This window comes from Streptomyces sp. KPB2 (assembly GCF_003950055.1).
In the GTDB taxonomy this organism is placed as follows: Bacteria; Actinomycetota; Actinomycetes; order Streptomycetales; family Streptomycetaceae; genus Streptomyces; species Streptomyces salinarius.
In genome coordinates, this window is the sequence record NZ_CP034353.1 from 2,313,526 (window position 1) to 2,339,088 (window position 25,563).

At 71.8% G+C, this 25,563-nt stretch carries 23 protein-coding genes, 1 pseudogene and 1 riboswitch; of the genes and pseudogenes, 11 read left to right on the forward strand and 13 right to left on the reverse strand.

Going from position 1 to position 25,563, the window contains the following annotated elements; translation table 11 throughout:
- Window positions 1-39 precede the first annotated feature (39 nt).
- Window positions 40-1,575 (reverse strand): gamma-aminobutyraldehyde dehydrogenase, encoded by a 1,536-nt coding sequence (locus D1J63_RS09865; RefSeq protein ID WP_125628612.1) that lies wholly within the window; start codon window positions 1,573-1,575, stop codon window positions 40-42.
- Between the two features lie 202 nt (window positions 1,576-1,777).
- On the opposite strand from D1J63_RS09865, the gene D1J63_RS09870 reads away from it, so the two are divergent.
- Window positions 1,778-2,362 (forward strand): NADAR family protein, encoded by a 585-nt coding sequence (locus tag D1J63_RS09870; RefSeq protein ID WP_206436762.1) that lies wholly within the window; start codon window positions 1,778-1,780, stop codon window positions 2,360-2,362.
- A 103-nt stretch (window positions 2,363-2,465) separates the two neighbouring features.
- On the opposite strand, the gene D1J63_RS09875 is transcribed toward D1J63_RS09870, so the two are convergent.
- Both D1J63_RS09875 and D1J63_RS09880 read right to left on the reverse strand, forming a co-directional pair.
- A complete protein-coding gene (locus tag D1J63_RS09875; RefSeq protein ID WP_125628614.1) occupies window positions 2,466-2,915 on the reverse strand; it encodes a DUF4190 domain-containing protein in 450 nt (149 codons plus the stop codon).
- Between the two features lie 58 nt (window positions 2,916-2,973).
- Complete coding sequence (locus D1J63_RS09880; protein WP_125628615.1) at window positions 2,974-3,639, reverse strand: DUF4190 domain-containing protein; 666 nt, start codon at window positions 3,637-3,639, stop codon at window positions 2,974-2,976.
- A 57-nt stretch (window positions 3,640-3,696) separates the two neighbouring features.
- On the opposite strand from D1J63_RS09880, the pseudogene D1J63_RS09885 reads away from it, so the two are divergent.
- The 3 genes and pseudogenes from D1J63_RS09885 to D1J63_RS09895 all read left to right on the forward strand — a co-directional run bounded on the left by D1J63_RS09885 (window position 3,697) and on the right by D1J63_RS09895 (window position 6,916).
- Window positions 3,697-4,858, forward strand: a pseudogene (locus tag D1J63_RS09885) (adenosine deaminase).
- A 30-nt stretch (window positions 4,859-4,888) separates the two neighbouring features.
- Window positions 4,889-5,602, forward strand: a complete 714-nt coding sequence (locus tag D1J63_RS09890) for a glycerophosphodiester phosphodiesterase (protein ID WP_125628617.1) — start codon at window positions 4,889-4,891, stop codon at window positions 5,600-5,602.
- A gap of 153 nt (window positions 5,603-5,755) precedes the next feature.
- Window positions 5,756-6,916: a serine hydrolase domain-containing protein gene (locus D1J63_RS09895; RefSeq protein ID WP_125628618.1), complete on the forward strand. Its 1,161-nt coding sequence runs from the start codon at window positions 5,756-5,758 to the stop codon at window positions 6,914-6,916.
- Here the strand turns inward: D1J63_RS09895 and D1J63_RS09900 are convergent.
- The 3 genes from D1J63_RS09900 to D1J63_RS09910 all read right to left on the reverse strand — a co-directional run bounded on the left by D1J63_RS09900 (window position 6,894) and on the right by D1J63_RS09910 (window position 10,338).
- Complete coding sequence (locus tag D1J63_RS09900) at window positions 6,894-7,454, reverse strand: HXXEE domain-containing protein (RefSeq protein WP_125628619.1); 561 nt, start codon at window positions 7,452-7,454, stop codon at window positions 6,894-6,896. The two genes, D1J63_RS09895 and D1J63_RS09900, sit on opposite strands and share 23 nt — an antisense overlap.
- 12 nt (window positions 7,455-7,466) lie before the next feature.
- The gene (locus D1J63_RS09905; protein WP_125628620.1) at window positions 7,467-8,666 is read right to left on the reverse strand and encodes an extracellular solute-binding protein; all 1,200 of its coding nucleotides are present in this window, start codon (window positions 8,664-8,666) and stop codon (window positions 7,467-7,469) included.
- Window positions 8,667-8,898: 232 nt separating this feature from the next.
- Entirely contained in the window at window positions 8,899-10,338 is a 1,440-nt protein-coding gene (locus tag D1J63_RS09910) for a gamma-aminobutyraldehyde dehydrogenase (protein WP_125628621.1), read from the reverse strand.
- Window positions 10,339-10,503: 165 nt separating this feature from the next.
- Here D1J63_RS09910 and D1J63_RS09915 point away from each other — a divergent pair, with 165 nt between their 5' ends.
- From D1J63_RS09915 to D1J63_RS09945, 7 genes are all read left to right on the forward strand, one after another.
- Window positions 10,504-11,019 (forward strand): Lrp/AsnC family transcriptional regulator, encoded by a 516-nt coding sequence (locus tag D1J63_RS09915; protein ID WP_007444925.1) that lies wholly within the window; start codon window positions 10,504-10,506, stop codon window positions 11,017-11,019.
- 2 nt (window positions 11,020-11,021) lie between these two features.
- Entirely contained in the window at window positions 11,022-12,395 is a 1,374-nt protein-coding gene (locus tag D1J63_RS09920; RefSeq protein WP_102931878.1) for an aspartate aminotransferase family protein, read from the forward strand.
- Between the two features lie 218 nt (window positions 12,396-12,613).
- Window positions 12,614-13,390: an ATP-binding cassette domain-containing protein gene (locus D1J63_RS09925; RefSeq protein ID WP_125628622.1), complete on the forward strand. Its 777-nt coding sequence runs from the start codon at window positions 12,614-12,616 to the stop codon at window positions 13,388-13,390.
- A complete protein-coding gene (locus D1J63_RS09930) occupies window positions 13,372-14,979 on the forward strand; it encodes a hypothetical protein (protein WP_125628623.1) in 1,608 nt (535 codons plus the stop codon). Before D1J63_RS09925 ends, D1J63_RS09930 begins: the two co-directional genes overlap by 19 nt.
- 149 nt (window positions 14,980-15,128) lie before the next feature.
- Window positions 15,129-15,536, forward strand: a complete 408-nt coding sequence (locus D1J63_RS09935; protein WP_102928791.1) for a VOC family protein — start codon at window positions 15,129-15,131, stop codon at window positions 15,534-15,536.
- 101 nt (window positions 15,537-15,637) lie between these two features.
- Window positions 15,638-16,756, forward strand: a complete 1,119-nt coding sequence (locus D1J63_RS09940; RefSeq protein ID WP_164713167.1) for an LOG family protein — start codon at window positions 15,638-15,640, stop codon at window positions 16,754-16,756.
- A gap of 156 nt (window positions 16,757-16,912) precedes the next feature.
- Window positions 16,913-17,623, forward strand: a complete 711-nt coding sequence (locus D1J63_RS09945; protein WP_125628625.1) for an LAETG motif-containing sortase-dependent surface protein — start codon at window positions 16,913-16,915, stop codon at window positions 17,621-17,623.
- Between the two features lie 58 nt (window positions 17,624-17,681).
- Here the strand turns inward: D1J63_RS09945 and D1J63_RS09950 are convergent, their stop codons facing one another.
- The 7 genes from D1J63_RS09950 to frr form a co-directional block, all read right to left on the reverse strand.
- Window positions 17,682-18,482 (reverse strand): maleylpyruvate isomerase family mycothiol-dependent enzyme, encoded by an 801-nt coding sequence (locus tag D1J63_RS09950; RefSeq protein ID WP_125628626.1) that lies wholly within the window; start codon window positions 18,480-18,482, stop codon window positions 17,682-17,684.
- Window positions 18,483-18,509: 27 nt separating this feature from the next.
- Entirely contained in the window at window positions 18,510-19,538 is a 1,029-nt protein-coding gene (locus tag D1J63_RS09955) for an ABC transporter ATP-binding protein (protein ID WP_125635350.1), read from the reverse strand.
- Between the two features lie 46 nt (window positions 19,539-19,584).
- Complete coding sequence (locus D1J63_RS09960) at window positions 19,585-21,267, reverse strand: iron ABC transporter permease (RefSeq protein WP_164712778.1); 1,683 nt, start codon at window positions 21,265-21,267, stop codon at window positions 19,585-19,587.
- Window positions 21,243-22,331, reverse strand: coding sequence for a thiamine ABC transporter substrate-binding protein (locus D1J63_RS09965; protein ID WP_125628628.1), 1,089 nt, complete (start codon window positions 22,329-22,331; stop codon window positions 21,243-21,245). The genes D1J63_RS09960 and D1J63_RS09965 overlap by 25 nt, the downstream gene beginning before the upstream one ends.
- Window positions 22,332-22,410: 79 nt before the next feature.
- Window positions 22,411-22,516: riboswitch (TPP riboswitch) on the reverse strand.
- A gap of 38 nt (window positions 22,517-22,554) precedes the next feature.
- Window positions 22,555-23,661, reverse strand: a complete 1,107-nt coding sequence (gene rlmN / locus D1J63_RS09970; protein WP_102929471.1) for a 23S rRNA (adenine(2503)-C(2))-methyltransferase RlmN — start codon at window positions 23,659-23,661, stop codon at window positions 22,555-22,557.
- Between the two features lie 112 nt (window positions 23,662-23,773).
- Window positions 23,774-24,949 carry a phosphatidate cytidylyltransferase gene (locus D1J63_RS09975; RefSeq protein ID WP_125628629.1) on the reverse strand — a complete coding sequence of 392 codons (1,176 nt, stop codon included), beginning with the start codon at window positions 24,947-24,949 and terminating at the stop codon, window positions 23,774-23,776.
- Entirely contained in the window at window positions 24,949-25,506 is a 558-nt protein-coding gene (frr, locus tag D1J63_RS09980) for a ribosome recycling factor (protein WP_102929476.1), read from the reverse strand. The genes D1J63_RS09975 and frr overlap by 1 nt, the downstream gene beginning before the upstream one ends.
- Window positions 25,507-25,563: the final 57 nt, after the last annotated feature.

Consider the following 25,563-nt stretch of genomic DNA (forward strand, 5'->3'; position numbering starts at 1 on the left):
TCGGCCGTGGTCGGCGGCCTGGCGTGGTGGCTCTCGGTCCTATCGGTCCCCGAAGACGGTGCGGTGCCAGTCCTTGGCCGCCACCGCGGTGTTGTCGAACATGACGTGCTTGACCTGCGTGTACTCCTCGAAGGAGTAGGCGGACATGTCCTTGCCGAAGCCGGACGCCTTGTACCCGCCGTGCGGCATCTCGCTGATGATCGGGATGTGGTCGTTGATCCACACGCAGCCCGCCTTGATCTCGCGGGTGGCGCGGTTCGCGCGGTACACGTCCCGGCTCCAGGCGGAGGCGGCGAGCCCGTACGGCGTGTCGTTGGCCAGCCGGATGCCCTCGTCGTCGGTGTCGAAGGGCAGGACTACCAGGACCGGACCGAAGATCTCGGACTGGACGACCTCGCTGTCCTGGGCGGCGTCCGCGACGAGGGTGGGCCGGTAGTAGGCCCCGCCCTTCAGGTCGCCCTCGGGCGCCTCGCCGCCGCACACCACGCGCGCGTAGGAGCGGGCGCGGTCGACGAAGGCGGCGACGCGGTCCCGCTGGACGTGGCTGACCAGCGGGCCGAGGTCGGTACCGGGGGCGAAGGGGTCGCCGACCCGGACGGTGTCCATGAGGGCGGCGGTCTTCTCGACGAACGCCTCGTACAGGGGCCGCTGCACGTACGCGCGCGTGGCGGCCGTGCAGTCCTGGCCGGTGTTGATGAGCGCGCCCGCGACCGCGCCGTTGACGGCGGCGTCCAGGTCGGCGTCGTCGAAGACGAGGAAGGGGGCCTTGCCGCCCAGCTCCAGGTGGAGGCGCTTGACGGTGGCGGTGGCGACCTCGGCGACGCGCTTGCCGACGGCGGTGGACCCGGTGAAGGAGGTCATCGCCACGTCGGGGTGAGCGACGAGGTGCTCGCCGGCCTCCCGTCCGGTGCCGCTGACGATGTTGATCACGCCGTCCGGGACGCCGGCCTCGGTCGCCGCCTGGGCGAACATCAGGGAGGTGAGCGGGGTGATCTCGGCGGGCTTCAGCACGATGGTGTTGCCCGCGGCGATCGCCGGGAGGATCTTCCAGGCGGCCATCTGGAGGGGGTAGTTCCAGGGCGCGATCGAGCCGACGACGCCGATGGGCTCGCGGCGCACGTACGAGGTGTGGTCGCCGGAGTACTCCCCCGCCGACTGCCCCTGGAGGTGCCGGGCGGCACCGGCGAAGAAGGCCGCGTTGTCGACCGTGCCCGGCACGTCGAACTCACGGGTCAGCTTCAGCGGCTTGCCGCACTGCAGGGACTCCGCGCGGGCGAAGTCCTCGGCGCGGTCGGCGAGGACGGCGGCGAACCGGTGCAGGGCGTCGGAGCGCTCGCCGGGGGTGGCGCCGGCCCAGCCGGAGAACGCCGCCCGCGCGGCGGCGACGGCCGCGTCGACGTCGTCGGGGCCGGCCAGTTCGTAGGTCAGGACGTCCGCGCCGGTGGCCGGGTCGACGACGGTGTGCGTGCGTCCGGAGGTGCCCTTCGTCAGGCGGCCCGCGATGTACTGGGCCCCGTCCGCGAAGCGGTCCTGGGCCGGGAATCGGTCCGGGGTGGCGTTGCCCGGGTTGTGCATGTCGGCTCTCCTCGGTCTCCCCGTGACGGGGGCCGGCGTGGCTCAGGCTCGATGTGAGTGCCGATCCTGGCAGAGCAGTAGGCCTCCAACAAGTGATTCCGTTGTTGCCATTTGGTTACGCGACGGAATCTGTCGACCAGGTGTCGAGTCGCCACGGAAAAGGGCGGACGGAGTGTCAGTGGCGCGTGCCACACTCGCGTGCATGGAGAGGATCACGGGGGCAGCGGTGGCGGGCACGGACCGGGAAGCGCTGATCGGGCGGGTCCGCGCGGGCGAGCGGATCAAGTACCTGTGCTTCTGGGGGCACCGGCCGCTCCCCGACGGCAGACTCGGACCGAGCTGCCTGAGCCAGTGGTGGCCGTCGCCGTTCACGGTGGCGGGGGTGGTGTACCGGACGGCCGAGCACTGGATGATGGCGGGCAAGGCCCGGCTCTTCGCGGACCCGGACGCCGAGCGGCGGGTGCTGGCGGCCGCTCATCCCGCCGAGGCGAAGAAGGCGGGCCGGCTGGTGCGCGGCTTCGACGAGACGGTGTGGGAGCGGGAGCGGTTCCGGATCGTGGTGGAGGGCAGCGTCCACAAGTTCGCCTCGGACCCGGCGCTGCGGGAGTTCCTGCTGAACACGGGCGACCGAGTGCTGGTGGAGGCGAGCCCCGTGGACCGGGTGTGGGGCATCGGTCTGGCCGCGGACGACGAGGCGGCGAGAGACCCGGAGCGCTGGCGGGGGCCGAATCTGCTGGGCTTCGCGCTGATGGCGGCCCGTGAGCGGCTGCGCGCGGACGCCTGCTGAGCGACGACACCCGGATGTCCGCCGTGCGGCACCCGAGCCGGCCGAGGGGGCGAGGAGGCGAGGGGGGCGACCCGAGGGCCGCCCCCTTCCCGCACGGCAGGGTTCAGGCGACGCTCATCAGACTCGCGAAGGCGAGGAAGCCGAGCAGCGGCAGGATCACGGTGGCCGTGATGCCGAGCACCAGACCGGCGGTCGCGGCGCCCTTGTTGGTGGCCTCGCCCCGGGTGGCCTTGCCCCGGCCCACCGCGCCGAAGATGATCCCGAGGATGCCCAGGATCACGCCGAAGAACCAGAGGAAGAAGGTCAGGCTGCACACCACGCCGATGATGCCGAGGACCAGTCCCGTGGTGCCCATGCCGTTGCTCGGCTGCATCGGCATGGCGTAGCCCGGGGCCTGCGGATATCCCACCGGCGGGGCGGCCGGGTAGGACGCCCCCTGGTTCGGGTAGCCGTAGCCGGGCGCGGACTGCGGGTAGGCGTAGCCCCCGGCGGGCGGCTGGCTCGGTTGCTGTGGCGGCCCGTATCCCCCGGGTCCGGGATTGGAGTACGACATGAACTGCTCTCCCCTCGTTGGCGCTTGACATCGTAGAGGCACTGCTGGGGGGAGGTGTTCAGCTTTCCGCCGTCACGGAGACCGGCGCGGGGCGCGAGGAGCCGTAGTAGGGATCGTCGTAGTACGAGTCGTCGTTGATCGCGGCGGTGATGCCGACGGCGATCAGGACGATCACGGCGATGCCGAGGACGACACCGATGATGCCCATGACGAAGCCGGCCTGCGCCTGCCCGTGGTTGTTGGCCAGGCCGACCTCCGCCTTCCGGCGGCCCTTGACCCCGAAGACGATGGCGAGCACGCCGAGCACCAGGGAGACCACGCCGTACATGCAGAACAGCGCACAGGCCAGGATGCCGAGCACCATCGAGGCGGTGCCCATGCCGTTCTGCGGGGCCATCGGCATGCCGGGCCAGCCGTAGCCCTGGCCGTACCCGGGATAGCCGTACCCGACCGGCGCACCGGCACCGTCGGGCGCGACCGGCGGAGGCGGCACCGCGGAGTCGGGCGCGGTGTATCCGGCGCCCGGCATCGAGGTGACCGTGGCCTGGTCGTGCACGCCGGGCGGTGGCTGCCAGGGCGGCGGTGTGTCGGAGGCGGGCGGCGCGGGCGGCTCCTGCGCCGGTCCGGCGCCGGCACCCTTGTCCAGCGAGGGCCCGCTCTCCGGGGGAGCCCAGGGGTCGTGACCACCGGCGGGATCCCCGTCGGGCCGTATCGCGTCCGTCATCTCTCGTCCCCCCGGGGTCGTTCGTGCCCGCCATGCTACGGTCCCGGGCCGCCGGGCGTGAGACCGGCCTACGATGATCCCCGAACGACCGATCAGCCGATCACCCGCGCCCCACCGCCGCCGCGCGCGGCCCGGGCGCCGCCCCGGGGAGGAACCCTTGACCGAGCATCTCGTCGACCCCGACGTCCCGCGCGACCTGCACGCCTTCATCGCCGGGCTGCCGAAGGCCGAACTGCACGTCCACCACGTCGGCTCCGCCTCCCCGCGCATCGTCTCCGAACTGGCCGCGCGCCACCGCGACTCCAAGGTCCCCACCGACCCCGAGGCGCTGGTGGACTACTTCACCTTCACGGACTTCGCGCACTTCATCGACGTGTACCTGTCCGTGGTCGACCTGATCCGCACCCCGGAGGACGTCCGGCTGCTCACCTACGAGGTGGCCCGGGACATGGCCCGCCAGCAGGTGCGGTACGCCGAGCTGACCATCACGCCGTTCTCCTCCACCCGGCGCGGCATCGACGAGGGCGCCTTCATGGACGCGATCGAGGACGCGCGCAAGGCGGCCGAGGCCGAGTTCGGGACCGTACTGCGCTGGTGCTTCGACATTCCGGGCGAGGCCGGTCTGGAGTCCGCCGAGGAGACGGCCCGGCTCGCCACCGACGACCGGCTGCGTCCGGAGGGCCTGGTCTCCTTCGGACTCGGCGGACCCGAGATCGGGGTGGCCCGCCCGCAGTTCAAGCCGTACTTCGACCGGGCGATCGCCGCGGGCCTGCACTCGGTGCCGCACGCCGGTGAGACCACGGGGCCGCAGACGGTGTGGGACGCCCTCACCCACCTGGGCGCCGAACGCATCGGGCACGGCACCAGTTCGGCCCAGGACCCGAAGCTCCTCGCCCACCTCGCCGAGCGGCGCATCCCGCTGGAGGTGTGCCCGACCTCGAACATCGCCACCCGCGCGGTGCGCACCCTGGACGAGCACCCGATCAAGGAGTTCGCCCGCGCCGGCGTCCTGGTCACGATCAACTCGGACGACCCGCCGATGTTCGGCACCGACCTCAACAACGAGTACGCCGTCGCCGCCCGGCTCCTGGGCCTCGACGAGCGGGGCCTCGCCGGCCTGGCGAAGAACGGGGTCGAGGCGTCGTTCCTCGACGCGCCGGGCAAGGCACGGATCATCGACGAGATCGACACGTACACCGCCGCCTGGCTCGCCTCCTGAGAACCGCGCCCACCGAGAGTTGCCCCCACCATGGACACCCCGCGCGCCCTGACCGCCGTCGCCCACCGCGGCGACCCCTACCGGCACCGCGAGAACACGATCGAGTCGCTGCGTTCCGCCCTGGACCGCGGCGCGGACGCGGTCGAGACCGACGTGCGCCTCACCCGGGACGGCGTGCCGGTGCTGCTGCACGACGAGACGCTGAAGCGGCTGTGGCGGCACGACCGGCCGCTGCGGTCCCTGTCGGCCGAGGAGGTGCGCGGTCTGACGGCTGGCCGGGTGCCGACGCTGGCGGAGGCGCTGGCGGCCACGGACGGCAGCCGGCTGATGCTCGACCTGCCGGGCGGGCCGGGCGAGCGGGCGGTCCGGCGCATCGTGGACGTGGTGCGCGAGTGCGGGGCGCGGGACCGCGTGTACTACACGGCGGGCGCCGCCGCGATGCTCGCGGTGCGGGCCGCCGACCCCGCCGCCGAGATCGCCATGACCTGGACGACGGCGGCCCCGCCCCGGCCCGCGCTCCTGGCGGCGGTCCGGCCGCGGTGGCTCAACTACCGGTTCGGGCTGGTGGACCGCGCCCTGGCCGAGCGCGTCCACGCCGACGGCCTGCTGCTGTCCGCCTGGACCCCGGACACCCGCCGCACGATGCGCCGGCTGCGCGCCCTGGGCGTCGACTCGATCACGACCAACCGCGTCGACGTCCTGTGCGCGCTGCGCGACGCCCACCGAACCGCTCCGGTCCCGTAAGGGGCGACCCTCACGACTCCCGCTCTTCGTGGGGGCGTTCCCCGAGTCCGGCTCGGGGACGGGCACCCTACTCAGCGACGATCCGCCGTGGGGCGCGGCACACAAGGATGATCACGATCCTTCCGCCGCAACCGCCTTCACCTGGAGCAGTCGATGCGTGCCCGTACCCCTGCGGTTCTCGCCGCCTCAGTCGTCCTCGCCCTGGCCGCCGGCCCGCTGGCGGCCCCCGCCTTCGCCGCGCCGTCCGCCCCGGTCTCCAGCTCCGCCGATCGGAAGGGACCGGCCGAGGAGGCGCTGCGTGCCGCCATCGCGGGACTGCCGAACCAGTACGCCACCGCCGCACTCGTGCGGGTCGGCACCCCCGGCGGCGACTGGCACGGCAGCGCGGGGGTGCGCGACCTGACCGGTGACGGACCGGCCCGCCCCGACGCCCGCTTCCGGGCCGGTTCGATCACGAAGGTCGTCACCGCGGCCACCGTCCTGCGCCTCGCCGCGCAGGACGAGATCGACCTGGACGCACCCGTCCAGAGCTACCTCCCCGACCTGTTCACGCCGGAGTTCGAGCAGCCGATCAGCGTGCGCCACCTGCTGAACCACACCAGCGGCATCAAGCCGGGCGACGGCTTCGGCGACGACTTCGCGGAGCTGTACGCGCACCGCTACGAGACCCTCACCCCGCAGCAGGTCGCGGCGTCGGCGATCGCCAAGGGACCGGAGGACTTCGTCCCGGGGACGCGACAGCAGTACCTCAACATCAACTACACGATCCTCGGCCTGCTGATCGAGAAGGTCACGGGACGCTCGTACGCCTCGCAGGCCACGCGTCTCGTCCTGCGCCCGGCCGGCATGCACCACACGTACTTCCCGGGCACCGACCCCCGCATCCGGGGCCCGCACAACCGGGGCTACCAGGCGGTGGAGCGGCCGGACGGCACGACGGAACTCGTGGACGTGACCGAGTGGAACCAGGCGGACCGCTGGGCGGCGGGCGACATGATCTCCACCACCGCCGACCTGGAGAGACTGCTCACGAAGCTGTTCCGCGGGAAGATCGTGCCGCAGCCCGAGCTGGAGGAGATGTTCACGACTCCGGCGGGCGTCCCGGGCGCGACCCACAGCGCCGGACTGCAGTACCAGGAGGCCGACGGCCAGGTCTTCTGGGGCAAGTCGGGGGCGCGCTACGGCTACAGCGCCTTCATCGGCGGCACCCGCGACCTGAGGCGCACCCTGGTCTACTCGGTCAACTCCACCGACGCGAAGGGCACGGCGCGCAATCCGGTCGCCGACGCGATCACCGCGGCCGCGCTGCGGTAGCCCCCGTCAGCCGCCGCGCCACCGCGTGCGCGCCGACCGTCGCCGCCCCCGCGAGGCCGAGCCCCACGGCGAGGTCGCGCGGGCGGGTGGCGCGCAGGACGCCGGCGCGGCGCAGACGGTGGCGGGCCCAGAGGGTGAAGGGGACGACGACGAGGGGCGAGGTCGCCGAACCGGGCGTGTAGCCGCGGGCGAGGCCCGCCTGGGCGAGGTGGACCAGACCGTGCAGGCCGAAGGCGTCCAGCGCGGTCTGGTACGCGGCCGACCGGCCGCCGGTCAGCCGCCCGGCGACGGACGCGGAGGCCACGACCGCTGCCATCGCGCCGACCGCCACCGCGAACTCGCGCCCCTCGACCGCCCCGGCCCGCCGCCACACGGCCTCCGGCACGGCCGGGTACCGCTCGCGCAGCGCGGGGAGGTTGCGCCGCCACCAGCCCGGCACGGTCGCCAGCTCCTCGAGGTCGTGCAGGGCCCAGGCCACCAGCAGTCCCAGCGTGACCGCGCCCCCGACCGCCTGTTCATCGCTCGATGAATTCGTCACATGATCAGTCTGCTACACGCCGACGATCCCGTTCCACCGCTTCGCGAACTCCGACCGTTCCCCCGCCGCGATGTCCCGTGCGATGGCCAGCCGTTCGCGCATCGCCGCGTCCGGGAAGATCAGCGGGTCCTCGGCCAGGGCCGCGGTCTCCTCGTCGTCGGAGGAGGCGAGGACGTCCTGGGCGGCGGGGACCGGGCAGACGTAGTTGACCCAGGCGGCCAGCTCGGCGGCGACCTCGGGCCGGTAGTAGTAGTCGATCAGCCGCTCGGCGTTGGTCTTGTGGCGGGCCAGGTTGGGGATCATGAGGGACTCCGCCCACAGTTCGGCGCCCTCCTCCGGGACGACGAACTCGATGTCCGGGTCGTCCGCCTGGAGCTGGATCACGTCGCCGGAGTACGCCTGGCAGGCGAGGACGTCGCCACTGGAGAGGTCCTTGATGTAGTCGTTGCCGGTGAAGCGGCGGATCTGCCCCTTGGCGACCTGCTTCTCCACCTGGTCGCAGATCAGGTGGAAGTCGTCCGCCTTCCAGTCGGTGATGTCCACGCCGTTACCCTGCATCAGCAGCGCGAAGGCCTCGTCCATGCCCGACAGGAGCGTCACGCGGCCCTTGAGGTCGGCCGCCCACAGGTCGGACACGTGCCGGATCTCCCGGCCGAGCCGGCGCCGGTTGTAGGCGATGCCGGTGATGCCGGACTGCCAGGGCACGGTGAACTTCCGGCCGGGGTCGAAGGCGGGCGAACGCAGCAGCGGGTCCAGGTACTTGGTGACGTTCGACTGGCGGTCCCGGTCCATCTCCTGGACCCAGCCCAGCCGTACGAACCGGCCGCACATCCAGTCGCTGATGACGATCAGGTCGCGGTCGGTGGGCTGTTGGTTCATCAGGGACGGGCTGATCTTGCCGAAGAACTCGTCGTTGTCGTTGATCTCCTCGACGTACTCGACGGAGATGCCCGTCTCCTCCTCGAACGCCTCCAGCGTGGGCCGCCGGCTCGGGTGTTCGTCGTCGGTGTCGATGTACAGCGGCCAGTTGGCCCAGGTCAGCCGGTGCTCGGTGGCGGACCGGTCGGTGGCGGCGCGGTCGCCCGGGGCGACGTACGCGGCGGGCACACCGCAGCCGGCCAGCGTGCCGAGCGCACCGAGCGCGGCGGAACCGCCCAGGCCGCGCAGCAGGGTACGACGGGACAGCGGGGGCGTCTTCGGGAGCAGGGGCATGGCACGAAGGATCCCGCCCCCGCGCCCGCCGGGACAATCGACGCTGCGTCGAGCGCACCCGTACAGGCCCGACACCCTGTCGACCGGGGCGAGTTCACGGCCCACGCCGTCCAGCCGTCCACGCGGTGCGGCCCCGGACGGGGGGTTCCCGTCCGGGGCCGCACACGAGCCGGGCCGCACACGAGCCGGGGGCTTCAGCCGTCAGGCTTCACGCGTCCGGCGTTCGGCGTCGTCAGGCGTCCAGCGACGTCATCACGTGCTTGATCCGCGTGTAGTCGTCGAAGCCGTACCCCGACAGGTCCTTGCCGTAGCCGGACTTCTTGAAGCCGCCGTGCGGCATCTCGGCGACCAGCGGGATGTGGGTGTTGATCCACACGCAGCCGAAGTCGAGCTTCTTGGACATCCGCATCGCGCGCCCGTGGTCCTTGGTCCACACCGAGGAGGCCAGCGCGTACTCGACGCCGTTGGCCCACTCGACGGCCTGGTCCTCGTCGCGGAAGGACTGGACGGTGATGACCGGGCCGAAGACCTCCTGCTGGATGATCTCGTCGTCCTGCTTGAGGCCGGAGACGACGGTCGGGGCGTAGAAGTAACCCTTGTCGCCGACCCGGTGGCCGCCCGCCTCGACCTTGGCGTGGGCGGGCAGCCGCTCGATGAACCCGGAGACCTGCTTGAGCTGGTTGGGGTTGTTGAGCGGGCCGTAGAGCACGTCCTCGTCGTCGGGCTGCCCGGTCTTGATCTCGGACGCGGCCTTCGCGAGCGCGCTCACGAACTCGTCGTGGATCGACTCGTGCACGAGCACGCGGGTGGCCGCCGTGCAGTCCTGCCCGGCGTTGAAGTAGCCCGCCTCCGAGATGCCCGCGACGGCCCCCGGGATGTCGGTGTCCTCGAAGACCACGACCGGGGCCTTGCCACCCAGCTCCAGGTGGACCCGCTTGAGGTCCTTCGACGCCGACTCGGCGACCGACATGCCGGCCCGCACGGAGCCGGTGATGGAGGCCATCGCCGGGGTCTCGTGCTCGACCATCAGACGGCCGGTGTCGCGGTCGCCGCAGACGACGTTGAAGACGCCCTTGGGCACGATCGAGCCGATGATGTCGGCCATCAGGGCCGTGGACGCGGGGGTGGTGTCCGAGGGCTTGAGGACGACCGTGTTGCCCGCGGCGAGCGCCGGGGCGAACTTCCACACGGCCATCATCATCGGGTAGTTCCACGGCGCGACCTGCGCGCAGACACCGATCGGCTCGCGGCGCACGAAGGAGGTCAGCCCCTCCATGTACTCGCCGGCACCGCGTCCTTCGAGCATCCGCGCCGCGCCCGCGAAGAAGCGGATCTGGTCGACCATCGGCGGGATCTCCTCGGAGCGGGTGAGCCCGATGGGCTTGCCCGTGTTCTCCACCTCGGCCGCGATCAGCTCCTCGGCCCGCTCCTCGAACGCGTCCGCGATCTTCAGCAGGGCCTTCTGCCGCTCGGCCGGGACCAGGTCCCGCCAGGCCGGGAAGGCCGCCGCGGCGGCCGCCATCGCGGCGTCCACGTCCGCCTCCCGGGAGAGGGGGGCGGTCGCGTACGCCTCGCCCGTGGCGGGGTTGACCACTTCCGTGGTCCGTCCGTCGGCGGCGTCCCGGAACTCACCGTCGATGTAATTGCGCAGACGACGCAGCTCGGTGCTCACTGCCGGCCCTCCAAGTTCGGGTGTCCATTGACTGAGACACCCACCCTAGACGGAGTGCCGACGTTTTCAACACCCCCGCTCCCCCCGAGGTTGCGATATCCGCAGCTTGAAGCGATCGAAACAACGAATTTCATCGATCCGGGCTTGCGAAACTGTCGATACGTCGTGCACAGTGAAGCCGTGGCCAGTCGAAGCGCAGACCAGAAGGACTCCCGCGAGTCCAGGAACGGCGGTCCCCAGTTGGACGCCGTCTCCCTCGCCATCATCGAGCAGCTCCAGGAGGACGGCCGCAGGCCGTACGCCGCCATCGGCAAGGCCGTGGGCCTGTCGGAGGCGGCCGTGCGCCAGCGCGTCCAGAAGCTGCTCGACCAGGGCGTGATGCAGATCGTCGCCGTCACGGACCCGCTCACGGTGGGCTTCCGGCGCCAGGCGATGGTCGGTGTCAACGTCGAGGGCGACGTGGAGTCGGTGGCCGAGGCGCTGTCGGCCATGTCCGAGTGCGAGTACGTGGTGATGACCGCGGGCTCCTTCGACCTGATGGTGGAGGTCGTCTGCGAGGACGACGACCACCTCCTGGAGGTCATCAACCGACGCATCCGGGCCGTGCCCGGCGTGCGCTCCACCGAGAGCTTCGTCTACCTCAAGCTCAAGAAGCAGACCTATATGTGGGGAACCCGATAATCGTGAGCACCGACAGCCCCAAGGACCTCAGCAAGGCCGCGTACGACCACCTGTGGATGCACTTCACCCGCATGTCGTCGTACGAGAACGCCCCCGTCCCCACCATCGTCCGCGGTGAGGGCACCCACATCTACGACGACAAGGGCAAGCGCTACCTCGACGGTCTCGCCGGCCTGTTCGTGGTCCAGGCCGGACACGGCCGCCAGGAGCTCGCGGAGACCGCCTCGAAGCAGGCGCAGGAGCTCGCCTTCTTCCCGGTGTGGTCCTACGCCCACCCCAAGGCCGTCGAGCTGGCCGAGCGCCTGGCGAACGAGGCCCCCGGCGACCTCAACAAGGTCTTCTTCACCACCGGCGGCGGCGAGGCGGTCGAGACCGCCTGGAAGCTCGCCAAGCAGTACTTCAAGCTCACCGGCAAGCCGACCAAGTACAAGGTGATCTCCCGCGCGGTGGCCTACCACGGCACCCCGCAGGGCGCCCTGTCCATCACCGGCCTGCCGGGCCTGAAGGCCCCCTTCGAGCCGCTGGTCCCCGGCGCGCACAAGGTACCGAACACCAACATCTACCGCGCCCCGCTCTTCGGCGACGACCCCGAGGCCTTCGGCCGCTGGGCCGCCGACCAGATCGAGCAGCAGATCCTCTTCGAGGGCCCGGAGACGGTCGCGGCCGTCTTCCTGGAGCCGGTGCAGAACGCGGGCGGCTGCTTCCCGCCCCCGCCCGGCTACTTCCAGCGGGTGCGCGAGATCTGCGACCAGTACGACGTGCTGCTCGTCTCGGACGAGGTCATCTGCGCCTTCGGCCGCCTCGGCACCACCTTCGCCTGCGACAAGTTCGGCTACGTGCCGGACATGATCACCTGCGCCAAGGGCATGACCTCGGGCTACTCCCCGATCGGCGCCTGCATCATCTCCGACCGCCTGGCCGAGCCGTTCTACAAGGGCGACAACACCTTCCTGCACGGCTACACCTTCGGCGGCCACCCGGTCTCCGCCGCGGTCGGCATCGCCAACCTCGACCTGTTCGAGCGCGAGGGCCTCAACCAGCACGTGCTCGACAACGAGGGCGCCTTCCGCTCCACCCTGGAGAAGCTGCACGACCTGCCGATCGTCGGCGACGTCCGCGGCAACGGCTTCTTCTACGGCATCGAGCTGGTCAAGGACAAGGCCACCAAGGAGTCCTTCAACGAGGAGGAGACCGAGCGCGTCCTGTACGGCTTCCTCTCCAAGAAGCTCTTCGAGAACGGGCTGTACTGCCGTGCCGACGACCGCGGCGACCCGGTCATCCAGCTCGCCCCGCCGCTGATCTCCAACCAGGAGACCTTCGACGAGATCGAGCAGATCCTGCGCGCCACGCTGACGGAGGCGTGGACGAAGCTCTGATCATTTTCTGATCACCTTCCGATCATCCTTTGGGACGATCATCACCGGCCCCGGTGCCGCCCGTTCGAGTGAGACACGGCGGCCCGGGGCCTCGTGCTGTCCGGCCCCCGCGCGGGGACTGCCTAGCGTGCCCAGTGACCGATCGGCCCCGTCTTCGTTCCCCCGGAAGGGGGACGACACGACCGGGGAAATACGGATCAGAACCGAGGTGTACGCCCATGGAGGCCCCGCCGGACAACGACGTGCTCTGGGCCCGCGCCCTGCACTTCCAGCACCACGACGGCTCCCCCGCCCTGCAAGGCGTGTCACTCGGCGTGCGCGAGGGCGAGATCCTCGCCGTCAGCGGCCCGCGGGGCAGCGGCAAGACCACGCTGCTGCGGTGCCTGTCCGGCCTGGTCAAACCCCAGGAGGGCGAGGTGTGGTTCAACAGCGTGCCGGTGCACACCATGGGGCCGCTCAGCCGCGAACGGCTGCGCCGCGACCGCTTCGGCTGGATCGATCCGGCCCCGGCGCTCGTCCCGGAGCTGAACGCCTGGGAGAACGCCGCGCTCCCCCTCATGCTGCGCGGCACCGGCCGGCGCCGGGCCAAGACCGCGGCCCTGGACTGGCTGGACCGCCTCGACGTCGGCGGCAAGGCACGCCGGCGCCCGCACGAACTCCAGCAGGCCGAGCGGCAGCGCGTCTGCATCGCCCGCGCCCTCGCCGTCGCCCCGGCGGTCCTCTTCGCCGACGAGCCGACGGCCCCGCTGCACCGCGCCGACCGCGCCCAGGTGCTGCGGACGCTCACCACGGCGGCCCGCTCGCACGGCATCACCGTGCTGCTCGCCACGCACGACGCGCAGACCGCCGCCCTGGCGGACCGCGCGGTGGCCCTGCTCGACGGACGGCGGGTGCGCACCGTGCACCTGCCCCCGCTCACCGAGACCGCGGTGGCCACGGGTGCCGCCGGGACTCCCGGAACGGAAGGCCGGGCGGCGTGCTCGCTCTCCGCCTGACCCGCACCGCCCACCTCGCCGTCCACCTGCGCCGCCTGCTGGTCGCGGTGGCCTCGGCGGGCACGGGCTTCCTGCTGCTGTGCGCCCTCGGCTACGCGCTGAGCCACCCGGACACACCAGGCGCCGCCGCCCTCCGCCTGGCCTGGTGCGCGGCACCGCTGGCCGCCGCGGTACAGCTCGCGGTCGCCGTGGCCCGTACGGACCCCGGGACCCGGCCCCGCTCGGGGCTGTCGGCGATCGGCCTGGGCCCCGGCCGGCTGATGGCGGTCTCGGCGACGACGACGGCCCTGTCCGCCGTGCTCGGTTCGGTGGCGGCCCTGTTCCTCTTCCTCCACCTGCGCGGCGACCTGACGGGCGGCCCGCCCTCCGGCCGCGTGGCGGGCGACGCCCTGGCCGTCGGCCAGTCCCTCCCCGCCCCGGCCGTGCTGACCCTGCTGGTCCTCGTGCCGGTCTTCGCCTCGGCCGCGGTGGCCCACACGCTGCGCCCCCGCGACCCCCGGCCCGCCACGGCCACCGCCCCGCGCGGCTACGGCCGCTTCGGCGCCTACGGCTGGGGCAAGGCCCGCGAAACCTTCGGCGCCTACGGCCGCTTCGGCTCCCGCACCGCCCCGGTGTCCGCGGGCACTGGTACCACCGACGCCATCGCTGCGGGGAGCCATGCCGCCGGGGCCGTCGCTGCGGGCACTGGTACCGCCGACGCCATCGCTGCGGGCAGCGGTACCGCCGACGCCATCGCTGCGGGCAGTCGTGCCGCCGGGGCCATCGCTGCGGGCAGTGGTGCCGCCGACGCCATCGCTGCGGACAGTCCTGCCGCCGACGCCATCGCTGCGGGCAGTCGTGCCGCTGGGGCGGCACGGGTGGGCGCAGGCGGCACCCTGCAAACGCAGGCGAGTGACCCCCGCCCGCCAACCCCGACGGACGGCGCGGCGGAGACACCGGGCAGCACTCAGACGCTGGACCCGCAGCCCGAACCCACCCCGGCGCCGACCCCCCACTCCCCGAACACCACCGCCCTCCCCTGGGGCATCGCCGTACTCGCCGCAGGCCTCACCGTCGAGACCTACACCGGCAACGCCTCCGCCGCCCCCACCCCCGGCACCGCCCCCTCCGCCGGCGTCCTGGTCGGCTGGGCCCTCACCGCCCTGGGTCTCGCCCTGGCCGGCCCGGGCCTCACCCACCTGTGCGGCAGGCTGCTGCAGGCCGCCCGCCCCGGCGCCCTGCGCCTGCTGGCCGGCCGCGTCCTCATGGAGGAGTCCCACCGCATCGGCCGCCCCCTCGGCGTCGTGGCCGCCGTGGCCGCCGCGGCCTACGTGGCCGCCACGGTGTACGACGGGGACGGACCGGCCTTCGGCCCCCTCGCCACCCTGGGCGCCCTCCTCGTGGCGGGCTGCACGGTGGCCACCCTTCTCACCGCGGCCGTCGCGGCCAAACACGCCCGCGCCGACACCACTGACGCCCTGCTGCGGCTCGGCGCGCCCCCGTCGACCCTGCGCGGCGCCGCCGCCGTACGCGCCGCCGCGCTGCTCGCCCTGTTCGGTCCGCTGACCCTGATCGTCGCGGTGCTGGCGGCGCTGCCGTTGGACCACTGAGCCACGACCGAGGCGAACCGCGGCCGTACCCCCGACCGAAAAAAATCTTTTCGAGAAAGTCCGCGGTCCGGCGATGAGTTCCGGGGCCGCCTCCCGTCTACCTCTTCGAACGGCACGACGACCGCAGCGCATGAAACGGGAGAGGCCCCATGTACCAGCAGATGATCTTCGTGAACCTGGCCACCAACGACCTCGACGTCTCCAAGAAGTTCTTCACCGGGCTGGGCTGGGAACTCAACGCCCAGTTCAGCGACGACAGCACCGCCTCCTTCCCGGTGAGCGACACGATCGTCGTGATGGCGCACACGCCGCAGAAGTACCTCCAGTTCACCAAGAAGGAGATCGCGGACTCGACGAAGACCAGTGAGGTGCTGATCGCGCTGAGCGCCGAGAGCCGCGAAAAGGTCGACGAGCTGGTGGAGAAGGCGGTCGCGGCCGGCGGCTCGGTCACCGGCGAGACGCAGGACCACGGCTTCATGTACGGCCGGGCCTTCGACGACCCCGACGGCCACACCTTCGAGGTCGTGTGGATGGACCCGGCGGCGGTCCAGGGCTGATCAGGGCTGATCAGGGGCACGCCTAGCATGGGCGGGTGGATCAGACACCCGATCAGACACCCGCCCGGCGCAGGGCCCGGTCACCGCACGGGTCACCGTCACTGTCACAGTTCCAGTCCCACCACGCCTCGCACGACCGGGAGATCGAGAGCCTCGACGAGTTCGACCGCGTCGTCTCGGCACCCGGCTCCCTCGCCCACCACCGCGTCCAGGCCGTCGACCTGACGGGCCGTACGGACGCGCTGCTCGCCGCCGATCCCACGGGCGCCGTCTTCCTCGGCTGTCCGATGGACCCCGACGCGGCCGCCCGGGTCCGCGCCGCCGGCGCCCTGGTCTTCCCTCCCATACCGGGTCTCCCCTTCGACCCCTACCGGGGGCGCGTCTACTCCCCCGACGAGCTGTTCGCCCACCTCGGCGAGGGCTACGAGGCGACACCGGACGCCCTCGCGTACGACTGGTTCCAGCAGACCAAGGCCGACGGGGACGTGTTCGCCTCCATGCTGCGCGCGATCCACGACGACTCCGTCTCGGACGCGCTCGACGAACTCGTCGCCGGCGCCCGGGTGGTGGGCGTCATGGGCGGCCACGCCATGGCGCGCGGCACCGCGGAGTACGCGGGTGCGGCGCGTCTGGGCCGTGAACTGGCCCGTGCGGGGCTCATGGTGGCCACGGGCGGCGGTCCCGGCGCGATGGAGGCCGCGAACCTCGGCGCGTACGCCGCCCCGTTCGACGACGGCATGCTGGACGAGGCCCTGACGCTGCTCGCCAAGGTCCCGTCGTTCGCGCCCTCGGTCACGGACTGGGCGCGACCCGCGTTCGAGGTGCGCGAACGCTGGCCCGACGGCGCCGCCTCGATCGGCATCCCGACCTGGTTCTACGGCCACGAACCGCCCAACGCCTTCGCCACGCACATCGCCAAGTACTTCGCCAACGCCACCCGCGAGGACGGTCTTCTGGCCCGCTCCACGGCGGGTGTGGTGTTCCTGCCGGGAGCGGCCGGCACCTTGCAGGAGATCTTCGACAACGCGACGCCGAACTACTACGAGTCGCGCGGCGAGCCCACTCCCATGGTGCTCGTGGACCGGGAGCACTGGACCGAGACCCTGCCGGCGTGGCCGCTGCTGCGGTCCCTGGCGAAGGGGCGGACGATGGAGGCGCGAATCGCGCTGGTTGGCCGGATCGATGAGGCTCCCGAGGCGCTGAAACGTGTCGGCGGTTAATAAGACGGCAAAGTCAACAGCGTTGAGCGGCATATGCGTTGACACTTCTTACGCCCCGCTTATAGACCAGTGAGGCTCATGGGGGTGCTGATGCCGCGTCATCGAGCGTCGGCGCCCTCACCACCCCCCGCATTCGCGCTCCCGTAAAGGACAAACGTGGCAGTCCTGTCCATAATCAGCCGTACGGCATCCCGCCGCGGCGTCCGCGCCCTCGGCGTCGTCGCCGCCTCCGCGGCCCTGGCGCTCAGCGCCTCCGGATCCGCCCTCGCGTGCAACATCAACGAGTTCTCCGCCAAGGCCCAGTGCGATGGCGACAACGGTGTCATCACCGTCACCGACGTGGACCCCGCCGGCATCCCGGCTACCATCACCGTCTACCTCAAGGACGGCGACAAGCAGGTGGGTCAGCAGACGGTCAAGGGCTCCAAGGAGGGCACCACCGTCAGCTTCCCCGTGGACTGGCAGCCGAACACGACGTACCGCATCCACGTCAAGGCCGACCGGTACGTCGACGAGGACATCAAGCCGGACGTCACGACCCCGTCGACGCCCTGCAAGACCGAGGACACCCCGTCCCCGACGCCGACCCCGTCGGAGAGCTCCTCGACCCCGTCCGACGAGACGGAGTCCCCGGCGCCCGAGCCGTCCACGTCGGCCCCCGCGCCGTCGCAGCCGGAGAGCAGCGCGCCGGCGGCCGCGCCGAGCGACAACGCCCCGTCCCCGGCGGCCGGTGACTCCAACCTCGCCGAGACCGGCGCCAACTCCAACACCGGCATGATCGCCGGTATCGCGGCGGCCCTGGTCGTCGTCGGTGGCGGTGCCGTCTTCTTCGGCCTGCGCCGTCGCGGAGCGAACAGCAACCGCTGACGCCCGCACACCGGTTCACTCGGTGGCCCGTCCCGGTCCGGGGCGGGCCACCGTCGTGTCAGCCGAACGTCGCCCTTTCCAGCCAGAGTTCGAGCAGCTTGCGGTCACCGAGCACTTCGAGTCCCGGGTCGTCCAGCGGCAGCCGGCCGTAGAAGCCCAGCAGCACGTCCGTGAGCGGGCCGCGCAGCGCCACGGAGGCCTTCTCGTGGCCGCGGCGCCAGACGATGCCCTCCTCGGGGAGCTCGACGAACCACTCGGCGTTCAGTTCGGCCGGGGTGTCGGTGGCGTGCAGGTGAATGCTGCTGCCCGGGGCGCGCAGTTCCTTCGCCGCCGCGCCGGGAAGTGCCCGCTGTACGAAGCGTACGATGTCCAGCCACTCGTCGATCGCGTCGGCCGCCACCTCGGGCGCGACCGGCTGGACGGGCAGGCCCGCCGCCAGGGCCGCGTCGGCGCCGTGCACGACGAGTTCGTGGGTCATCCGCCGCGCCCAGAAGCCCGCCCGGTCGTCGCCGGACCACGACCACACCCTCGTGTCCGGGCCGGCCTCCCGCAGCGCGCCCACGAGCACCTCGCCGGACTCCGCCAGCCACGCGTCCAGCGCCGCCGCGTCCCCGGTCGCCGCGGGGCCCTCGGCGCCCGGCACCCGGTCCATCGGGACGTTCTCCTCGGCGCGGGTGCCGACGATCAGCCCGGTCCAGCGCAACGCCCCTCCCACGTGCCGCACCAGGTCCTCCAGGGACCACTCCGGGCAGGTCGGCACGGTGGCGGCCAGGTCCGCGCCGGACGTGACCACCGCCCTGAGCCGGCCCACCTGGTGAAGGATTTCGTCGCAGTAGCGGTCATGTGGGAGGAATGTCATGCGGTCACCCTACGAGCGGAACGGCCCTCACCCGAGCACGACGATCTCGGCCGCGTCGAACTCCACCCCCACCGCGTCCCCGACCTCCGGCGCCGCCCGCAACGCACACGCCGCCTCCAGGCGCGGCGCGCCCTCGGGCTGAAGGTGGACGGCGACGTGCGTGCCGCGGAAGGTACGGGCCGTGACCGTGCAGCGCAGGCCCTCGTCGGCGGGGACGACGCGGACGCCGGCCGGCCGGACGAGCACCGTCCGGGTGCCCTGCGGGGCGTCCTCGGGGACCGGCAGCTTGCCCCACGGGGTGTCCGCGGCCTGCCCGGAGACTGACGCCTCGGTCACATTGTCGAATCCGAGGAAACGGGCCACGAACGCGTCCGCCGGCCGCTGCCACACCTCCAGAGGCGTCCCCGACTGGGCGATCCGACCGTCCCGCATCACCACGACCCGGTCGGCGAGCGCGAACGCCTCGCCCTGGTCGTGCGTGACGGCCAGCACCGTGGTGCCCAACCGCCCGAACAGCTCCCGCAGTTCCACCACGAGCCGCTCCCGCAGCGAGCGGTCGAGCTGGCCGAGGGGCTCGTCCAGCATCAGCAGCCGCGGCCGGGGCGCCAGGGCCCGGGCCAGCGCCACTCGCTGCTGCTCACCGCCGGAGAGCGCGGCGACGGACCGACGGGCGGCGTCCGGCAGCCCGACCAGCTCCAGCAACTCCGCCACCCGGTCCCGCTGCTCGGCCCGGGAGGCGCCGTGCATCCGCGGCCCGAAGGCGACGTTCCCGGCCACGTCACGCTGCGGGAAGAGCTGGTGGTCCTGGAACATCAGCCCGACCTCGCGCCGGTGCGCGGGCACTCCGGTCTGGTCCCGTCCGTCCAGCGCCACCCGCCCGGCGTCCAGCGGCTGGAGTCCGGCGACCGCCCGCAGGAGCGTCGACTTGCCGCTGCCGCTGGGCCCGAGCACGCACACCACTTCGTGCTCGGCGACCGCCAGGTCCACGGCGTCGAGCACGGCCCGCCCGCCGAAGCGGACGGTGGCGCCTTCGAGGCTCAGCAGGCTCGACGGCATGGGCGGCCCCGACGGCACGGACGGTTTGGACGGCATGGACGGCATGTCAGAACTCCCCGCTCCGGTCGGTCCGCAGCCGCTCCAGCACCACCAGGGCCACGGCGCACACCAGCATCAGAATCGTCGAAAGGGCCATCGCCTGGCCGTAGTTCATCTCTCCCGGCCGGCCCAGCAGCCGCGCCACGGCGACCGGCAGGGTCGGGTTGTCGGGCCGTGCGATGAAGACGGTCGCCCCGAACTCGCCGAGCGACACCGCGAAGGCGAACCCGGCCGCGACCAGCAGCGCCCTTCGCACCATCGGCAGGTCCACCTCGCGCCACACCCGCCACGGCGACGCGCCCAGCACCGCCGCCGCCTCCCGCAGCCGGCCGTCCACCGCCCGCAGCACCGGCAGCATCGTGCGTACGACGAAGGGGACGCCCACCAGCGCCTGTGCGAGCGGCACCAGGATCCAGGACGATCTGAGGTCCAGCGGGGGTTCGTCCAGCGCGATCAGGAAACCGAAGCCGACCGTCACCGCCGACACCCCGAGCGGCAGCATCAGCAGCGCGTCGAACCCGCGCACGAAGCGGCCCGCGTCGCGCCGGGTGAGCGCGGTCGCGGCCAGCGCGCCGATCACCACGGCGATCGCGGTCGCGGCGGCGGCGTACTGGAGGGAGTTGCCGATCGCCTCGATCGGCGGGACGAGGAAGGTGCCGCCGTCCTCCCGGGTCAGCGCGCGGTAGTAACCGAACCCGGAGGCGCCCAGTGACCGCTGGACCAGCACCGCGAGCGGCAGCACCAGTAGGAGGACGACGACGCCCAGGACCCCGGCCAGCAACGCCCACTGCCCGGCTCCGCGCGGCCGGCGCGCGGTCGTGGCCGCGTCGACCAGCCGGAGGGCGCTCTCGCGCCGCCGTACCGTCCAGGCGTGCACGGCGAGGACGGCGGCGACGGCCGCGAACTGGATCAGCGTCAGCACGGCGGCCGTGGACAGGTCGAAGACCTGGGAGGTCTGGCGGTAGATCTCCACTTCGAGGGTGGAGAAGGTGGGGCCGCCGAGGATCTGGACGACGCCGAAGGAGGTGAAGGTGAACAGGAAGACCATCAGCGCGGCGGCGGCCACGGCGGGCGCCAGCGCGGGCAGCGTCACCTGCCGCCAGGCCCGCAGCCGCGAGGCGCCCAGCATCCGCGCGGCCTCCTCCTGCCGCGGGTCGAGCTGCCCCCACAGGCCGCCGACGGTGCGGACGACGACGGCGTAGTTGAAGAAGACGTGCGCGAGCAGGATCGCCCACACCGTGGTGTCCAGACGTACGCCCCACAGCTCGTCGAGCAGCCCGCCGCGCCCGACCAGCGCCAGGAAGGCCGTGCCGACGACGACCGTCGGCAGCACGAACGGCACCGTCACCACGGCCCTCAGCACCTGCTTGCCGGGGAAGTCGAAGCGGGCGAAGACGTACGCGCCGGGCAGGGCGATCAGGAGCGTAAGCGCGGTGGACGCCAGCGCCTGCCAGGTGGTGAACCACAGGACGTGCCGCACGTCGGACTGCGCGAGCACGTCCCCGATCCGGCCGAGCCGCCAGACCCCGTCGACCTTGAGGCCCCGCGCGACGATGGCGGCGACGGGGTAGGCGAAGAACACCGCGAAGAACGCGACGGGCACGGCCATGAGACCGAGCCGCGCCGCGCTCCCGCGCGCGGTGCCCGCCTGCTTGCCCGGGTGGCTCACTTCAGTACGAGCGAGGTCCACGACTTGACCCACTGGTCACGGTTGTCGGCGATCTTCGCCGGGTCGAGGGTCTGCGGGTCCTTCGCCTGCGGCCCGAACTTCGAGAACGCCTCGGGGACCTGCGCGCCCTCCCGCACCGGGTAGACGAACATGTTCAGCGGCATGTCCTCCTGGAAGGACTTGCTCAGCATGAAGTCGAGGAGCGCCTTGCCGCCCTCGGGGTTCTTGGCGTTGCTGAGCAGGCCCGCGTACTCGACCTGCCGGAAGCAGGTGCCGTCGGCGACGCCCGTGGGGGCGGTGTCCGGCTGCGGGTCGGCGTAGACGACCTCGGCGGGCGGGGAGGAGGCGTAGGAGACGACGAGGGGCCGGTCGCCCTTGGCCTTCTTGCCGCCGGCCGAGCCGGAGAACTCCTCGTTGTACGCCTGCTCCCAGCTGTCGACGACCTTGACGCCGTTCGCCTTGAGCTTCTTCCAGTAGCCCTCCCAGCCCCCGTCGCCGTACTGGGCGGCGGTGCCGAGCAGGAACCCGAGACCCGGCGAGGAGCTGCCCGCGTTCTCGGTGACGAGCAGGTCCTTGTACTCGGGCTTGACGAGGTCGTCGAAGGACTTGGGCGGGGTCAGCTTGTGCTTGCTGAAGTACGCCTTGTCGTAGTTGACGCAGATGTCGCCCGTGTCGATGGGCGTGACCCGGTGCTTGTCCCGGTCGGTCCGGTACTCGGGCCGGACCCGGTCCGAGCCCTTGGCCTCGTACGGCTGGAACAGGCCGTTGTCGAGGGCGCGGGAGAGCAGGGTGTTGTCGACGCCGAAGAAGACGTCGCCCTGCGGGTTGTCCTTGGTCAGGATGGCCTTGTTGACGGCCTGCCCGGCGTCGCCGTCCTTGAGGACCTCGACCTTGTAGCCGGACTCCTTCTCGAAGGCGGCGATGACGTCCTTCGACGCGGCCCACGAGTCGTGGCTGACCAGCGTCACGGTCTTGGCGCCGCCGGAGCCGCTCCCGGCGTCGTCGGACGACGATCCGCAGGCGGCCAGGGTGCCGACCATGCCGAGGCCGACGGCCAGGACACTGACCTTCTTGGTGATGCTCACTGAATTCCTCCTGGGTGACCAGGAGAAGACGCGGCCCCGCCCGGAACCCCTGGCGAGGGTCCCGGGCAGGGCGCAACAGCTCGAGTGGTGACCGATCTCCCTACCCAGAATGACCTGGGCCAGGTTCGGAGGGTCTGCGGCCGGTGCCGCACTCTCAGCGCTGTGGCGCTCCCCTGTCGGAATATGAAGATGTGACTGTGCTGCTGTACTTCCGCCGGTCAGGTTACCGCTCGCTCGCGGCGAGCTGACCACACGCCCCGTCGATCTCCTGTCCGCGGGTGTCCCGGATGGTCACCGGCACACCGTGCGCCGCGATCGCCTCCACGAACGCCTTCTCGTCCTCGGGCCGGGACGCGGTCCACTTGGAGCCGGGCGTGGGGTTGAGCGGGATCAGGTTGACGTGCACGGGCTTGCCCTTGAGGAGCCTGCCGAGACGGTCACCGCGCCAGGCCTGGTCGTTGATGTCGCGGATCAGGGCGTACTCGATGGACAGCCGGCGCCCGGACTTCGCCGCGTACTCGAACCCGGCGTCCAGCACCTCGCGCACCTTCCACCGCGTGTTGACGGGGACGAGGGTGTCGCGCAGCTCGTCGTCGGGGGCGTGCAGGGAGATGGCGAGGCGGCACTTGAAGCCCTCGTCGGCGAAACGGTGGATCGCCGGGACCAGGCCGACCGTGGAGACGGTGATGCCGCGCTGGGAGAGCCCGAGACCGTCCGGCTCGGGGTCGGTGAGGCGGCGGATGGAGCCGACGACTCGGTTGTAGTTGGCGAGGGGCTCGCCCATGCCCATGAACACGATGTTGCTGAGCCGCGCGGGGCCTCCCGGGACCTCGCCGTCCCTGAGCGCCCGCATGCCGTCCACGATCTGGTGCACGATCTCGGCCGTGGACAGATTGCGGTCGAGGCCGGCCTGGCCGGTGGCGCAGAACGGGCAGTTCATCCCGCAGCCCGCCTGGGAGCTGATGCACATGGTCACCCGGTCCGGGTAACGCATGAGGACGGACTCGACGAGCGTCCCGTCGAACAGCTTCCACAGCGTCTTGCGCGTGGTCCCCTGGTCGGTGGACAGGTGCCGCACGACCGTCATCAGCTCGGGCAGCAACGCTTCCCGCAGCCCCTCGCGGGAACCGGCGGGGATGTCGGTCCACTGCTCGGGGGCGTGCGCGTACCGCGCGAAGTAGTGCTGCGAGAGCTGCTTCGCGCGAAACGGCTTCTCACCGATCGCGGCGACAGCCTCCTTGCGCTCGGCAGGCGTGAGATCGGCAAGGTGCCGCGGCGGCTTCTTGGCTCCGCGCGGCGCGACGAATGTGAGTTCTCCGGGCTTAGGCATGGCCATACCAGTGTCGCAGACATACGGAGAGGGACCCGCCGCCCTGTGGACAACGGGTCCCTCTCCGAGAAACCAGCAGATCAGGCCCACCGTGCAGGGGGCACCGACCGGATCACCCGGACCCGACGAAGATCACCAGCAGCAGCCACACCACCGGTGCCGTCGGCAGCAGGGAGTCCAGCCGGTCCATGATGCCGCCGTGGCCCGGCAGGAGGGTGCCCATGTCCTTGATGCCGAGGTCCCGCTTGATCATGGACTCGCCGAGGTCGCCCAGGGTGGCGCTGACGGCGACCGCGAGGCCGAGCAGGAGGCCCTGCCACCAGGTGCCGTCGTCGATCAGGAACTGCATGCACAGCGCGCCCGCCACCATCGCGAACGCCACCGCACCGAGCAGCCCCTCGCGGGTCTTGCCGGGGCTGATGCGCGGGGCGAGCTTCTTCTTGCCGAAGCGCCAGCCGACGGCGTAGGCCCCGGTGTCGCTGACGACCGTCAGTATCAGGAAGACCAGGACGCGCCAGGCCCCGTCGTCGGCCATCAGCATCATGGCGACGAACGTGGCCAGGAACGGCACGTAGAAGGCGGCGAACAGCCCCGCGGTGACGTCCTTGAGGTATCCCTCGGGCGGCTCGGTCATCCGCCAGACGAGGACCGCGAGAGCCGTCAGCGCCATGGCGACCCACGCACCCTCGGCGCCGCGCGCGTAACCGGCGACCACCATCGCCGCGCCGCCGATGGCGAGCGGCACGAGGGGCGCCTTGATGCCCTTGCGCTCCTCCAGCCGCTTGGTCAGCTCCCACAGGCCCACGACGACGGCGACCGCGATCACGCCGACGAAGACTTCCTTGACGACGAACAGCGACGCGATGATCACCACGCCGAGGCCGACGCCGACCCCTATCGCGGCCCCCAGGTCGCGCCCCGCGCTCTTCTTCTGCGGCGGCTGGGGCTGCGCCGGCTGCGGGGCGTCGGGCATGGGCTCCGGATTCTGCGGCACCGCCGCATACGGCTGCGCCGACGGGTTCTGGTCGCGATACGGCTCGACGCGACCGGACTGGTCGTGGAACGGCTCGTCCCGGAACAGGGGACCGCCCAGCCGAGCGGTCCCCTGGTCGTCGTCCTGGTCTCCGCCGTGTTCGGGTACGTCGGGCACGATGGGCATGGGGCGAGTCTGCTGCGCGTAGTGCGCATCGTACGCGGGACCCGCCGGGGCGGCGCCCTGGACGGGTCCCTGGTCGGACGGCCCCCAGTACCCGGCTTGTGGCGGCGCTCCCCAGGAAGAGTCGTTCATCAGACCTCGAGCAGCTCAGCTTCCTTGTGCTTCAGGAGCTCGTCCACCTGCGCGACGTACTTGGCGGTGGTGTCGTCGAGTTCCTTCTCGGCACGACGGCCCTCGTCCTCGCCGACCTCGCCGTCCTTGATGAGCTTGTCGATGCCGTCCTTGGCCTTGCGGCGCACCGAGCGGATCGAGACCTTGGCGTCCTCGCCCTTGCCCTTGGCGACCTTGATGTACTCGCGGCGGCGCTCCTCGGTCAGCTCGGGGAACACCACTCGGATGATGTTGCCGTCGTTGCTCGGGTTGACGCCCAGGTCGGAGTCGCGGATCGCCTGCTCGATGTTGCGCAGGGCGCTCTTGTCGAAGGGGGTCACCACGGCCATGCGCGGCTCGGGCACGGAGAACGAGGCCATCTGGTTGATCGGCGTCGGCGCGCCGTAGTAGTCGGCCACGATCTTGTTGAACATCGCCGGGTGCGCACGGCCGGTGCGGATCGCGGCGAAGTCCTCCTTGGCGACCACGACGGCCTTCTCCATCTTCTCCTCGGCCTCGAGGAGGGTCTCTTCGATCACCACTTGCTCCTGCGTGTCTTGAGTAGGCCCGGCTGCGGTCCCCTGTCGGAGCTGCGG

Bases quoted from the DNA above. Each gene is read 5' to 3' on its own strand.
- D1J63_RS09895 (WP_125628618.1), top strand. From the start codon at position 5,756: ATGCGTGCCCGTACCCCTGCGGTTCTCGCCGCCTCAGTCGTCCTCGCC.
- D1J63_RS09870 (WP_206436762.1), top strand. From the start codon at position 1,778: ATGGAGAGGATCACGGGGGCAGCGGTGGCGGGCACGGACCGGGAAGCG.
- D1J63_RS09890 (WP_125628617.1), top strand. From the start codon at position 4,889: ATGGACACCCCGCGCGCCCTGACCGCCGTCGCCCACCGCGGCGACCCC.
- D1J63_RS09955 (WP_125635350.1), bottom strand. From the start codon at position 19,538: ATGCCGTCGAGCCTGCTGAGCCTCGAAGGCGCCACCGTCCGCTTCGGC.
- D1J63_RS09865 (WP_125628612.1), bottom strand. From the start codon at position 1,575: ATGCACAACCCGGGCAACGCCACCCCGGACCGATTCCCGGCCCAGGAC.
- D1J63_RS09935 (WP_102928791.1), top strand. From the start codon at position 15,129: ATGTACCAGCAGATGATCTTCGTGAACCTGGCCACCAACGACCTCGAC.
- D1J63_RS09925 (WP_125628622.1), top strand. From the start codon at position 12,614: ATGGAGGCCCCGCCGGACAACGACGTGCTCTGGGCCCGCGCCCTGCAC.
- rlmN (WP_102929471.1), bottom strand. From the start codon at position 23,661: ATGCCTAAGCCCGGAGAACTCACATTCGTCGCGCCGCGCGGAGCCAAG.
- D1J63_RS09950 (WP_125628626.1), bottom strand. From the start codon at position 18,482: ATGACATTCCTCCCACATGACCGCTACTGCGACGAAATCCTTCACCAG.
- D1J63_RS09875 (WP_125628614.1), bottom strand. From the start codon at position 2,915: ATGTCGTACTCCAATCCCGGACCCGGGGGATACGGGCCGCCACAGCAA.
- D1J63_RS09905 (WP_125628620.1), bottom strand. From the start codon at position 8,666: ATGCCCCTGCTCCCGAAGACGCCCCCGCTGTCCCGTCGTACCCTGCTG.
- D1J63_RS09880 (WP_125628615.1), bottom strand. From the start codon at position 3,639: ATGACGGACGCGATACGGCCCGACGGGGATCCCGCCGGTGGTCACGAC.
- D1J63_RS09975 (WP_125628629.1), bottom strand. From the start codon at position 24,949: ATGAACGACTCTTCCTGGGGAGCGCCGCCACAAGCCGGGTACTGGGGG.